The organism is Sphaerisporangium siamense, from assembly GCF_014205275.1.
Lineage (GTDB): Bacteria > Actinomycetota > Actinomycetes > Streptosporangiales > Streptosporangiaceae > Sphaerisporangium > Sphaerisporangium siamense.
In genome coordinates this window covers 5,306,418-5,319,551 of the sequence record NZ_JACHND010000001.1, presented here as the reverse complement: position 1 = coordinate 5,319,551, position 13,134 = coordinate 5,306,418, and the positions used below count along the sequence as shown (strand labels likewise).

General features: G+C 74.0%; 10 protein-coding genes. All 10 read right to left on the bottom strand.

What is annotated here, in order from left to right; all coding sequences use genetic code 11:
• Positions 1–24: 24 nt before the first annotated feature.
• Positions 25–1,011 carry a TerC family protein gene (locus BJ982_RS24445; RefSeq protein WP_184883750.1) on the bottom strand — a complete coding sequence of 329 codons (987 nt, stop codon included), beginning with the start codon at positions 1,009–1,011 and terminating at the stop codon, positions 25–27.
• A 342-nt stretch (positions 1,012–1,353) separates the two neighbouring features.
• A complete protein-coding gene (locus tag BJ982_RS24440) occupies positions 1,354–2,433 on the bottom strand; it encodes a glycosyltransferase family 4 protein (protein WP_184883748.1) in 1,080 nt (359 codons plus the stop codon).
• On the bottom strand, positions 2,426–4,108 hold the full coding sequence (gene murJ, locus BJ982_RS24435; RefSeq protein WP_184883746.1) for a murein biosynthesis integral membrane protein MurJ: 1,683 nt from the start codon (positions 4,106–4,108) through the stop codon (positions 2,426–2,428). Before murJ ends, BJ982_RS24440 begins: the two co-directional genes overlap by 8 nt.
• Positions 4,105–4,983, bottom strand: a complete 879-nt coding sequence (locus BJ982_RS24430; protein WP_184883744.1) for a hypothetical protein — start codon at positions 4,981–4,983, stop codon at positions 4,105–4,107. The genes murJ and BJ982_RS24430 overlap by 4 nt, the downstream gene beginning before the upstream one ends.
• A gap of 64 nt (positions 4,984–5,047) precedes the next feature.
• Entirely contained in the window at positions 5,048–6,031 is a 984-nt protein-coding gene (locus BJ982_RS24425) for a copper transporter (RefSeq protein ID WP_184883742.1), read from the bottom strand.
• A complete protein-coding gene (steA, locus tag BJ982_RS24420) occupies positions 6,028–7,224 on the bottom strand; it encodes a putative cytokinetic ring protein SteA (protein WP_184883740.1) in 1,197 nt (398 codons plus the stop codon). The genes BJ982_RS24425 and steA overlap by 4 nt, the downstream gene beginning before the upstream one ends.
• A 149-nt stretch (positions 7,225–7,373) precedes the next feature.
• The gene (gene recN / locus BJ982_RS24415) at positions 7,374–9,092 is read right to left on the bottom strand and encodes a DNA repair protein RecN (protein WP_239123398.1); all 1,719 of its coding nucleotides are present in this window, start codon (positions 9,090–9,092) and stop codon (positions 7,374–7,376) included.
• A 393-nt stretch (positions 9,093–9,485) separates the two neighbouring features.
• The gene (locus BJ982_RS24410) at positions 9,486–10,394 is read right to left on the bottom strand and encodes an NAD kinase (RefSeq protein ID WP_184883736.1); all 909 of its coding nucleotides are present in this window, start codon (positions 10,392–10,394) and stop codon (positions 9,486–9,488) included.
• Between the two features lie 340 nt (positions 10,395–10,734).
• Positions 10,735–11,553, bottom strand: a complete 819-nt coding sequence (locus tag BJ982_RS24405) for a TlyA family RNA methyltransferase (protein ID WP_275411745.1) — start codon at positions 11,551–11,553, stop codon at positions 10,735–10,737.
• Between the two features lie 671 nt (positions 11,554–12,224).
• On the bottom strand, positions 12,225–12,665 hold the full coding sequence (locus BJ982_RS24400) for a hypothetical protein (protein ID WP_184883732.1): 441 nt from the start codon (positions 12,663–12,665) through the stop codon (positions 12,225–12,227).
• Positions 12,666–13,134: the final 469 nt, after the last annotated feature.

The following is a 13,134-nucleotide window of genomic DNA, read 5'->3' as shown; positions in this document are numbered from 1 at the left end:
CAAATCGGGTCTCGCACCGTTTCGCTACCCCTGGGACACCTTCGCGGGAGGCGTGGGCTCGCCGGACCGCTTCTTGTCCAGCCGAGCCTTGATCAGGCTGGCCACGGTGGTCACCACCATGGTCACGCCGATCACCGAGAGGGAGACCCAGATGGGGACCTCTGGCGCCCACGAGACGCCACCGGCGTGCAAAGCCTCCAGGATGAGCTTAACGCCGATGAAGCCCAGAATGAACGACAGACCGTAGCTGATGTAGACCAACCGCTGGAGCAGGCCGCCGAGCAGGAAGTAGAGCTGCCGCAGTCCCATCAGGGCGAACGCGTTGGCGGTGAAGACGATGAAGGCGTCCTTGGTGAGGCCGAAGATGGCCGGGATCGAGTCCAGGGCGAACAACAGGTCGGTGGTGCCGATGGCGACCATGACGATCAGCATGGGCGTGACCATGCGGCGGCCGTCCACCCTGGTCATGACCTTGGAGCCGACGAAGCCGTCCGTGGTGGGGAACATCCGCCGCACCCAGCGGAGCAGCAGGTTCTCCTTGAATTCCTCCTCGTCGTGGCCGCGCAGCATGTTCACGCCGGTGTAGATGAGAAACGCCCCGAACACGTAGAACAACCAGCTGAAACGTTCGAGCGCTGCGGCGCCGATAAGGATGAAGAACCCGCGCATGACCAGGGCGAGCAGGATTCCCACCAGCAGCACCTTGTGCTGGTAGATCTTGGGCACGGCGAAACGGCCCATGATGATGTAGAAGATGAACAGGTTGTCCACGCTCAGGCTGTACTCGGTGAGATAGCCGGCGAAGAACTCTCCCGACTTGTCCGCGCCCGCCACGAAGAACAGGCCGATGCCGAACAGGACGGCCAGACCCACGTAGAAGCCGACCCAGAACCCCGCCTGCCGCAGGGAGAACTCCCGTGGCTCGCCACGGTCGACGATCCAGAGGTCGACGGCGAGGACGGCGAGGAGCCCCGCGATGACCGCGGCCCACACCCACACAGAAACATCCACGACAAAACCTCCGGCCCGCGTCAAAGTGCCGGAGGTCTCTCCCGCCCGCGGCGAGGGCCGCGGACCGGCAGCCCCGGGGCCGCCCAGCTCCGGGGCGGTCCGTGATGACGAGGCTGTCGCGAAGGGATACTCCCCCCCTCGACCAGGAGTATAAGGGAGCACATAAGCCTCACCTAATCGCGCCGGGGGGACACGGCGGATCACCGGCCGTCCCCGGCCCCACGAGCGGCGGAGGCGGCGCCAGGCGCGCCCGTACGGCGCAGGTCACGGCCTCGCCCGGCGCGCCGCGTCCCACCGGAGGAGATCCACGTCACACCCGGCCCCTGAGGGCCGGGCGCGCCACTACCGGCGGGCGTCCTCGTAGGCGTCCAGCACGGCACGGACGGCGTCCTCCGGGCCCGGCAGGGGACGGCGCGGCGCGGCGGCCGCGAGCCGGGCGGCCAGGCCGGGCTCGGCGAGCAGCCGCCGGACGGCGTCGCGCAGGGCCCCGGCGTCGCCGGGCGGCACCAGCAGCCCGGCCTCCCCCACCATGCCGGGGACGCCCCCGACCGCGGTCGCGACGACCGGCCGTCCCGCCCGCAGCGCCTCCTGCACGATCAGGGGCTGGCCCTCCCATCTGCTGGCCAGGACCAGCGAGGCCGCCGCGCCCAGCAGGTCGGCGACGTCGGCGCGGTCGCCGAGCAGCCGCACCGGCAGCCCCTCGGCGTCGATGCGGGCCTGCAGCGGCTCCCGCAGCGGCCCCTCCCCCGCGACCACGAACAGCGGGGCCTCGCCCTCGAACGGCCCCCGCGCCGCGTCGAGTAAGGTCTCCAGGCCCTTCTGCTGGGCCAGGCGCGCCACGGTGAGCAGAATCGGGCGTTCCCCCGCGCCGAGCTCGGCCCGCACCTCGGCGGGCGTCCTGCCCGGCGGGGGCAGGGGCGGCGCGGGCACGACGGCGGGGGCGACGTGGCGCGCGCCGAGGGCGGCCATGCGCTCCCCGAGGTCGGGCGAGACGACCAGCACCCGGTCGGCCCTGCGGGCCACGACGCGCTCCAGGACGCCGTAGACGGCGCCGACCGCCCCGGAGGCGGTCAGGGCGTTGTGCAGGGTGACCACCAGCCCGGCGCGCCGCCCCGGCGCCAGCGCCGCGAGCGCGCCCGCGCGCAGCCCGTGGGCGTGCACGACGTCCGCCCCGGCGGCCAGCGCCCGCAGCCGCGCCACGGCGCGCAGGTCGCTCGCCGGGCGGGGCCGGTCGGAGATCGGGACCTCGGCGAACCGGGCCACGCCGGAGAAGCCGAACGCCCGGTCGGTGCTCGCCGGCCCTGCCACCACCACGCGGTGGCCCGCGGCGGCCAGCCCCTCGGCGAGCATGCGCACGTGGCGGCCGACGCCTCCCGCGCTCGTCCCCAGCACCAGCAGCACGCGGCACGCCGTCTCAGCCATCGGCGTCCTCCCTCTCATGGCCCGCCCCCGCGGGCGCGGGGACCTTGCGCGGATCGTCGCCGGAGCCGCGGCGCCGGGCCATGAGCCAGGCCAGGTCGGGCCGGTCGGCCAGCGCGGCGACCGCCAGCGCCGCCACCGCCGCCGCGACACCGGACAGGGCCGCGACGCCGGCGTTCGCGACCGTCCCGTGGACCGGCAGCGCCGCGGCGACCAGGTGTCCCGCCAGGAACCCCGCCGCCCCGCCCAGCACCGCGGCCGGAGCCGCGCGCCCGGCCCCCGCCAGCGCCGCGCCGCCGCGCGAACGGGCGACCGCCGCGAGCAGCAGCGCTCCCCCGGCCGTCATGCCGATCGCGCTGCCCAGCGCGAGCCCGGCCAGCCGCCACGGGGCCGGCAGGACCACCGTGAGGACGGCCTGCGCCGCCATGACGACCAGCCAGCCGCCGACGGTCCCCGCCGCGGCCGCACGCCCCTGCCCGGTGGCGTACAGCACCCGGCCGAGATGGGCGATCAGCCCGTATCCGACCAGGCCCGGCGCGAACAGCGCGATCGCCCAGGCGAGCTCCCCAGCGGGGACGGTGGCGCGCGCACCCCCGGCCAGACCCTCCACGAAGACGGCGGCCACCGGCGCCGCGACCGCCGCCAGCACGCCCGCGGCCAGCCCGGACACGAGCAGGACGGCGCGGGTGGTGCGCGCGGACAGCGCGGCGAACCCCTCCCGGTCGCCGACGCGGGCGGCGAGTGCGGGGAACGCGCTGGTGGCGATCGGCACGGCCAGCACCGCGTACGGCACCTGGTAGATCGCCCAGGCGTAGTTGTAGGCCGTGAGCGCGCCGCCGCCGGCCCGGTGGTTGGCCAGCCAGATCACCAGCGCCGTGGCGACCTGCTGGGCCACCAGCGCGGCCAGACCGGCCAGCGCCAGGGCGCGCACCTGCCGCGCCACCCCGCCGGGGAAGCGCAGCGTGGGCCGCAGGCGCAGGCCCAGCCGGGAGGAGGGGCCGATCACGGTGACGACCAGGGCCAGCACCCCGAGCGTGGTGCCCACGGACAGGGCCAGCTCGGCGGGGCGGGGCACGCCGAGCGGGTCGGCGCCCGCGCCCCCGCCGAGCGGCACATAAGTCAGGTAGGCCGCGATGACGACCAGGCTGGACACCAGCGGCGCCACGGCCGGGCCGACGAACCGGCGGTGGGCCTGCAGCACGCCGTACAGCACGACCGCCACCCCGTACAGCGGGATCTGCGGCGCGAACACCACGAGCATGCGCGTGGCGACGGCGGCGAACGTGCCGGGGTCGCAGCCGGGGACGTCTCCGGCGAACAGGGCGACGAGCGGGCCCGCGGCCAGCGCGGTGAGCGCGGCCAGCGGCACGAGCAGCACCACCACCCAGGTCAGCAGCGCCGAGGCGATCCGCCCGGCCGCCTCGGGGTCGGGGCGGCCGTCGCGCGACGCGCCCGCGATCACCGGGACCACCATGCCGGCGAGCGCGCCGCCGGCGACGATCTCGAAGACGATGTTCGGCAGGCCGTTGGCCGTGAAGTAGGCCGTGGTCAGGCAGTTGGTGCCGACGACGCGGGCCAGGACCAGTTGTTTGGCGAAGCCGACCACGCGCGCGAGGACCGTGACGGCCCCGATCACCACCGCGGCCGCCGCGACCCCCTGGCCCGCGCGCCTGATCATCGCGGCCGGCGGCCCAGCATGTCGAGGCGGTGCAGCACGCGGTTCCCGGCGATCACCTTGGTGAAGCTGACCTTCTCCGACGCGGCGGTGAGCCCTGCCACCGCGCCGAGCGCCGCCAGGCGGGCGGGACGGCCGAGGGTGGCCGCGGCGGCGACGCCGAGCAGCGCGCCGAGGGCGTTGGCCCCCGCGTCGCCGAGCATCGCGCGCTCGCCGAGGTCCTCGGGGAGGAGGGCGACGCCCGCGCCGAGCGGCACGGCGGCGAGCGCGGCGCCCACGGGGGCGTCCTTGACCAGCGACGCCGCGAGCAGTGGGCCGCCCGCGAGCAGCCCCGCCTTGACCGCGCGGCCCGGCCGCAGGTCGAACAGGTTGGCCAGGTTCGCGCCGCCGGCGATCAGCGCGCCGTCGATCAGCGTGTCGGCCAGGCGCGTCACGACGCCCCCGCCGCGCGGGCCCGGCTTCCCGGGCAGCAGCGCCGCGGCGGCCAGGCCCGCGGCGCCGATGCCGAGGATCTTCACTGCCCCGCTGGTGACCTCTCCCCTGGCCAGGGCGGTCAGGTGGCCCTTGAAGCCCTTGGAAGAACCGGTCTCGCGCAGGTCGTCGTAGGCGCCGAGCGCGCCGCCGCCGAGCCCCGCAACGACGGCCGCGGCGCGCACCCGCGCGGGCAGGCCGGGCGCCAGGGCGGCCGCCGCGCCGGCCCCGGCCACGAACGCCGGGCCTTCCAGCAGCGTGATCGGCTCGCCGCGGTGGTTGGTACGCGTCCAGGTCTTCTCGTCGCCGACCGGGGGGCGGCGGGTGAACGCGGCGTACGCGGCGCGGGCGGCGACGGCGCCGATGGCGGCGCCGGCCAGGGCGCCGAGCCAGGTGCGATGGGCCACAGCGGATCCCTCTTCGTCGGGAAGCGCCCGCGCCGGGGCGCGGACGCGTGGTCGTCGGGGCAGGTCAGCCGCCCGCGCCCGCCGTGGGGGTGGGCGTGGGGGGCGGGGTGGGCTCGGGGGACGGGCCGATCGCCGCGGCGTCCGAGGCGAGGCCGTACTGCCCGGTGTCCCCCGCCACCTGCTCCCGCAGAGCGTAGACCACGGCGGCCTTGCCGAAGGCCATATCGGCGTTGTCGACGGTGGACACGTCGGAGGCCGCCTCGGCGTCCGCGCGGACGGCGGCGATGACCCCGGCGGCGGTGGAGGTCGGGACGATCCCGGCCACGACGGCGCCCTCGCTCACGGTGTCCAGGCCGGTGGCGAGCGCGACGACGGCGGCGGTCTGGGCCTCGGCCTCCTTGCCCTCGTAGGCGGAGGCCGGCGCCATGAGCAGGGCCAGCGTCGCGCGCTTGCCGGGCTCGCCCTCCAGGGACACGAGCCCGTCCCGCTCGAAGCCGTCGAGGACGCCCGCGGCGGCCGGGTTCTCCTTGCCCGCCTGCGTCCTGTCGGTGGTGACGATCGCGCCGGCGAGCATGGCCGCCGCCTTGTCGTAGGGGGTGGCGTCGGAGGGGAAGATCGACGGGGTGGGTCCGGTCACCGTGGCGAGCTGCTCGACGGCCGTGGCCGGGCCGGTGGTGAGGTACTTCTCGGTGAGCGTCACCCGGCCGCTGATCACGGCGCCGGCGTCGGCGAGCACCTTCTCGACCGGCTCGCGCAGCTTGGTGTCGGCGCCGGGCGCCTCCACCACCACGACGCGCTCGCCCGCCAGCGCGCCCTGGACGAGCTGGGGCAGCCGGTCGGCGACGAAGGTGTCGCTGGCGCCGCCGCGCGTCTGCGCGAGGACGATCCGGTCCTGCAGTTCGGCGTTGTTGCCGCGGAGCTGCGCGGTGACCTTCTCGGTCGAGGCGACCAGCGGCGCGTTCAGCACCGTGCTGCCGAGCACGATGCCGATGGCGAGCGCGAGGAAGATCGCGACGATGGAGACGATGTGGTAGCGGAAATCGATCACGAGAAGAGCCCGACCAACCAGAAGACGAAACCGTTCCAGGCGTCACGAAGTCCGTTCAGCCAGACCTTGCCCATCGGGGAGAACCAGAGCACCACGCCCATGGTGACGACGGCGGTGGCGACCAGGAGAAGCAGCGAGCCGATCGAGATGCGGCTGCGGTAGAGCCGGCTGACGCCCTTGGCCTCGACGAGCTTGCCGCCGACGCGCAGCCGGGTGAGGAAGGTGCTCGCCATGCCGGAGCGTCCCTTGTCCAGGAACTCCACCAGCGTGCCGTGCGTGCCGACGGCCACGATGAGGCTCGCGCCCTTCTCGTCGGCCAGGAGCATCGCGATGTCCTCGCTGGTGCCGGTCGCCGGGAACACCACCGCCGGCAGGCCGAGTTGCTGCACCCGTTCCAGGCCGGGCGCGCGGCCGTCGCGGTAGGCGTGCACGACCAGCTCGGCGCCACACGACAGCGCGCGCTCCGACACCGAGTCGAAGTCGCCCACGATCAGGTCGGGCAGGTAGCCGGCCTCGATGAGGGCGTCCGCGCCGCCGTCCACGGCGATCAGGATCGGCCGGTACTCGCGGATGTACGGACGCAGGACCGCGATGTCCTCTTTGTAGTGGTAGCCGCGCACGACCACCAGGACGTGCCTGCCGTCCATGTCGGTGCGGATGTCCGGCACGCCGACGCCGTCGATGAGCAGGTCGCGCTCGCGGCGGATGTACTCCATGGTGTTCATGGCGAAGTCTTCGATCTGGATCGACAGACCCGCCCGCGCCTCGGTCATCGCGGCGTCCACGGACTCGGCCGTCGCGGGCTCGCCCTTGCCGGCGAGCTCGTCCTCCAGATAGACCGCGCCGTCGTGCACGCGGACGACATCGCCGTCGCGCACCCGGTCGAACAGGTCGGGCGTGGCGTTGTCGACCAGCGTGATCCCGGCGGCGAGCAGGATCTGCGGCCCGAGGTTGGGGTAGCGCCCGCTGATGCTGGAGGCCACGTTCACCACGACGGACGCGCCGCACGCGACAAGAGCCTCCGCGCTCACCCGGTCGACATCGACGTGATCGATGATCGCGATCTCTCCGGGCCTGAGACGTTTGGTCAGCCTCTTGGTCCGCCGATCGATCCTCGCCACTGCCGTCACCCCGGGAAGGTCTGACACCTTCCTGCGGCGGAGGCCCTGAACCTTCAAGGTCGGCACCTTCATCACGAACCATCCTGCCAGAGGCTGAGACCAAGACGGGCTCGCTTCACGGCGTGTCAGATTTGTCACTGCGCACGGACAAGGAGGATCCACCCCTGTCCCCGCGGCCCCCGAGATGCCGGAGGCTGCTCACTTACCCGTGGAAACACGCATCAATCGGCGGCCTTGTCGGCCGCTGCGATCTCCAGAAGCTCCTCGGCGTGCGCCCGCCCCAGCTCGGAGTCCTCCAGGCCGGCCAGCATGCGCGACAGCTCGCGGGCGCGCGCCTCCCGGTCCAGCGCGGTCACCCCGCTGCGCACCACGCTGCCGTCGCTCGCCTTCTCGACCACCAGATGCTGGTCGGCGAAGGCCGCGACCTGGGGCAGGTGGGTGACCACGATCACCTGCGCCGTCCTCGCCAGGCGGGCCAGGCGCCGCCCGATCTCGACGGCCGCCTTGCCGCCCACCCCCGCGTCGACCTCGTCGAACACGAACGTCGGCACCGGGTCGGCCCCCGCGAACACGACCTCGATGGCGAGCATGACCCGGCTGAGCTCGCCCCCGGAGGCGCCCTTGTTCAACGGCAGCGCCGGAGCCCCCGGGTGGGACATCATGCGCAACTCGATCTCGTCGGCGCCATCCGGGCCGAACTGGCCCGCCGGCGAGACGACCACGACCACCCGGGCGTGCGGCATGGCCAGCGCCGCCAGCTCGGCCGTCACGGCCTCCCCGAAACGCTCGGCCGCCGCGGTGCGGATGCGGGTGACCTCGCCGGCCACCTCCGTCAGGCGCACGGCCAGCTCGTCGCGCTCGCGGGTGAGCTCGGCGATGCGGTCGTCGTCGCCCTCCAGCTCGGTGAGCCGGGCGGCGGCGTCCCTCGCCCAGGCGAGCACGGCGGCGGAGTCCTCGCCGTACTTGCGCAGCAGCCCGGTCAGCACCGCCCTGCGCTCCTGCACGGCCGCCAGCCTCGCCGGGTCGGCGTCCACCGACTCGGCGTAGGCGGCCAGCTCGGTGGCGACGTCGGAGACCAGGTAGCCCGCCTCGGCCACGCGGTCACCGATGCCACCCAGCGCCGTGTCGAACTCGCGCACCGCCTCCACCGCGGCGCGGGCCTGCCCGAGCAGGGACACCGCGTCCTGCGCGCCCTGGGCGCTCGCCATCGGGTCGCCGAGCAGGGCGGTGTGCGCGGAGACAGCGGCGCTCTTCAGCGAGTCGGCGTGCGCCAGGCGCTCCTCCTCCTGCTTGAGCTCGGCCTCTTCGCCCGGCTTGGGATCGACCTTCTCGATCTCCTCCAGGCCGAAGCGCAGGCGGTCCGCCTCCTCCTCGCGTTCGCGGGCCCGCGTGGTCAGCTCGTCGAGCAGCGCGGCGACCTCTTTGTGACGCTTGTAGGTCTGGGTGTAGGCCCGCAGGGGCTTGACCAGGTCCTCCCCGGCGTAGCGGTCGAGGGCGGCGCGCTGGCGGCCCGGCTGGAGCAGCCGCTGCTGGTCCATCTGGCCGTGGACGGCCACGAGGTCCTCGGCGAGGTAGGTGAGCGTGCCGACCGGCACCGACCGGCCGCCGAGCCAGGCCCGCGACCGGCCCTCACCGGAGACGGTGCGCGCGATGATCAGCTCGCCGTCCTCGACGTCGCCGCCCACGTCCTCGACCTGCTGGGCCACCCGGCCGCCGGCCTCGACGACCAGCGTGCCCTCGACGGTCGCCCGGTCGGCCCCCGGCCGGACGCGCGCGGGGTCGGCCCGGCCGCCGAACAGCAGCCCCAGCCCGGTCACGACCATCGTCTTGCCCGCGCCGGTCTCGCCCGTGACGACGGTCAGCCCGGGCGAGAGCTTCAGGACAGCCTCATCGATCACGCCGAGGCCTTTGATCCGGACCTCATCGACCCGTGGCCGCACTGGGTCCCTCCCGCCGTATCGCCTTGCCGCCTCCCGATCGGGCACCTCGCCGACCGTATGGGGCATGGCTCGGTCACCTCTCCGTGCGGAGCCGATCCTACGCGGAAATCGCCAAGGTTTTCGATGACTACCCTCGCACAAGGGCCCTACCAGGGGCGTAAACCCCACGAGCACGGGCCTCCACAACCAGCCCCCGTGTCGCGACCTCCGACCAGCACGCCCGCCCCCGCCCCCTTGCCCAGGCAGGTCGACCTAGGCCGCCAGCCAGTCAGCGCACGCAACCCCGAAGATGTCGACGCGCTACCGAGGCGCGCGCCCCCGCCACCCCTGCACGGGCAGATCGAACTCGGCCACCAGCCAGTCAGTGAACGCAACCCCGAAGATGTCGACGCGCTACCGGCGCGCGCGTCCCCGCCAGCCCTGCACGGGCAGGTCGAACTTGGCCACCAGGCGGTCGGTGAACGGGGCCCCGGTGGTGTCGGCGCCGTGCAGGCGCGCCAGCCGGACCGGTAGCGCGTCCCTGCGCACCTCGACCCGCACGCCCGGCGGCAGGTCGAAGCGCCGCCTGCCGTCGCACCACAGCACCGCGCCCGTCGTGCCGGGCAGGATCTCCAGGGCGATGACCGAGCGCGGCGAGACCACGAGCGGCCGGGCGAACAGGGCGTGCGCGCTGTTCGGCACCAGCAGAAGCGCCTCGACCTCCGGCCAGACCACCGGGCCGCCCGCCGAGAAGGCGTAGGCCGTCGAGCCGGTGGGCGTGGCGCAGATCACGCCGTCACATCCCCACCGTGACAAGGGGCGGCCGTCGATCTCCGCGACGACCTCCAGCATGCGGTCCCGCTTCTCGACGCTCGCCTCGTTCAGCGCCCACGTCTCGGCGAGCACCTCGCCGTTGGCGCGGACCCGCACCTCGATCGTCATCCGTTCCTCGACCGTGTAGTGGCCGTTCACGACACGGTCCACCGCCTCGGCGAGGTCGCTCATCTCCGCCTCGGCCAGGAACCCCACGTGCCCGAGGTTCACGCCGAGCAGCGGCGTCCCGGCGGGACGGGCCAGCTCGGCGGCCCGCAGCAGGGTCCCGTCACCGCCGAGCACCATCATCACCTCGGCGTCCTCGGCGGCCGACGGGCGCGCGGGCACCACGTCCACGCCCGGGGCCGCGATCTCCTCGGCCTCCTGCTCCATGACCCGGACCGTGAAGCCCGCCTCCAGGAAGCGCTGGATCACCCTACGGGCGCTCTCGACCGCGGGCGCGCGCCCGGTGTGCGCGGTGACCAGCACCGTCCGCTTGACCGCATCCATGCTCGACTCCGCTCCTCCAGCGGGCACCCCACGCACTACCGCGAACCTTCCACGCTCGCCCCCGCCCCTCCGGCGGACACCCCGCCCATCACCGGGCCCCTCCCACGTCCACTCCCGCTCCCCCGCCGGACACCCCACCCACTACTGGAAACCTCCCGCGCTCAACTCCACTCCCCCACGGGCACCCACGCACTACCGGGCCCCTTCCACGCTCGCCCCGCCCCTCCGGCGGACACTCCACGCACTACTGCAGACCTTCCACACTCGCCCCCGCTCCCCCGGCGGACACACCGCGCACTACTACGGATCTTCCACGCTTCCCCCGCGGACACCCTGCGCACTACTGGGGACCTTCCGCGACGGCGCGCTCGATCTCGGTGTCGAGATCGCCCACTCGCGCGGGTCCGGGACCGCGCCCGAGCCAGATCAGGTACTCGACGTTGCCCGAGGGGCCGGGCAGCGGGCTCGCTGTCACGCCGCGCACCTCCAGGGACAGTGCGGACGCCGCCGCCGCGACGTCGCGCACGGCGCCCGCCCGCAGCGCCGGGTCCCGCACGACGCCACCCGCCCCCACCCGCTCCTTGCCCACCTCGAACTGCGGTTTCACCAGCATGACGAAATCGGCGGCGGGGGCCGCGCAGGCGGCGAGCGCGGGCAGCACCAGCCGAAGGGAGATGAACGACAGGTCGCCCACCACCAGGCTCGGCGGCTCGCCCACCATGTCCGGCGTCAACTCGCGGACGTTGACGCGCTCCATCACCGTGACCCGGTCGTCGGTGCGGAGCGACCAGGCGAGCTGGCCGTACCCGACGTCCACGGCCAGGACGTGCGCCACGCCGGCGCGCAGCAGGACGTCGGTGAAGCCGCCGGTCGAAGCGCCCGCGTCCAGGCAGCGCCGTCCCTCGACGGCCAGGCCGCGCGGGCCGAACGCCTCCAGGGCGCCGATCAGCTTGTGGGCGCCACGCGAGACGTAGTCCGGCCCCTCGGCCATCTCGGCCACGATGATCGCCGAGGCCGTGTCGACCTGCGTGGCCGGCTTGTCCGCCGTACGCCCGCCCACGCTCACCCGTCCACCGGTGATCAGGTCCGCCGCATGCTCCCGCGACCGCGCCAACCCCCGCCGCACAAGCTCCCTGTCCAGCCGCACCCTCCGACTCACCAATCCCCCCACAACCCCCCGCGCCCGACGTCGCCCCCGCAAAAGCCCCCGTGCCCGACGTCGCCTCCGCACGAGCACCCACGCCCGCGAAGCCCCGGCGCCACACGTCCGCTCACTCGCCAACACCCGCCCACACACATCCCGGCCCCGAACACCCGCGAGCCTCCACCATGCACGCCCCACACCCAGCCGCCCGCCAAGGCCCGGCCACGCACCCCGCGAGTCGGCTCACCCGCCAACACCCCACACACATCTCTGGCCTAAGCCCCACAAATCTTCACCCATGCGCGCGCCACAGTCGGCCGCCCACGAAGTCCGGGCCGCGCGCCCCGCCAACCGGGCCACCCCAACACCGGCCCACCCCACATTCCAGGCCTGAGCACCCGCAGACCCTCACGCATGCATGCCCTGCACTTGGCCGCTCGGCGACGCCCGCCAGCACACGTCTCGTGCTCGGGCGGTCCATGTCCGGCCGTCCACGAGCGTCTGCCGGTGCGCATCGCGCGCGCCCGGCGACCCGCCCGCGGTGCGTCGTCCTCTGAAAGGGTCGTGACCTCGCGGGTTCACGTCTCCAAGACCGCCCGGCGTGCTCTGCGCGTCCTCATGAGGGCCGACCTGCCTGAGGCGGACAGCCGCGTGTCCAGCCGCTCCAGGACGAGCGGGTTCTCTTCTCACCGCCCCACCGTCCGTTCCCAATGGTCAGCGCGCCCGTAGTCGCCCTTTCCGTGATCGGGATTGGTCTGTCCACTGTCAGCGGCCCCACCCTCTCCCCTCCTAAAAGGGGCGGAGGCATGGTCGTCCTCTCGACGGTCAGCGGAAACGTCCTTACCGCCGGCGAGGTCGGCGGGAGCGCCGTGTTCCCCTCCCGCATTCGGCTGCACATGGTCCGTTAGGGCAGGGTGGGGAGAGGTGCCGTGTTCCCTTCCCGAGTTCGGCTGCGCATGGTCCGTACGAGCAGGGTCGGGCGAGGTGTCGTCCGCCGATGCCAGGATCGCCTCCAGTCCGCCCAGCGCCTCCTCGAACACCGGCACGTGCTCTCGCACGGGAAGGTCGCCCAGGGTGCCGAGCCGACCCAGGGCGGCCGCCACGCGCGCTTCGCCGTTCTCCGTCATCCGCCTTCTCCACCGCCCTGCCTCGTCCACCACCGCGTATCGCGTGGCGGTCTGCCTTCCCGTACGGCCAGGCCGGTGACCCGGCCGACGTGGTGTCGAGCCTGCCATGGACGCCGTCCACCCGCGTCCCGGCCCTCACGACCCCGTGACCTTGCCGGATCCGCCCTCTCACCGCGGCCTACTGCCGTCGGCAGAACGTCGCCTCGTGGCCACGTCCGTGCCGCCGGTACGGCCACGTCGCCATGCCGGGCGCTCCGGCGTCCCTCCGGCTCGACGCTCACCCGTTGGACGGGCAAATCCACCGTCCGAGAGCGTCCATATAGCGGTGTCGCTCTTGGTCGCGGCACGGATTCCGGCCATTATGGTGTGCTCACGCGCGGGCGAACCGCCGCCCGCGCCACCGCCGTCGGACCCTGACCGTATCGGAAGCCGCGACCAGTGCGATGCTCTTCTCTTCCAGGGCGCTCTC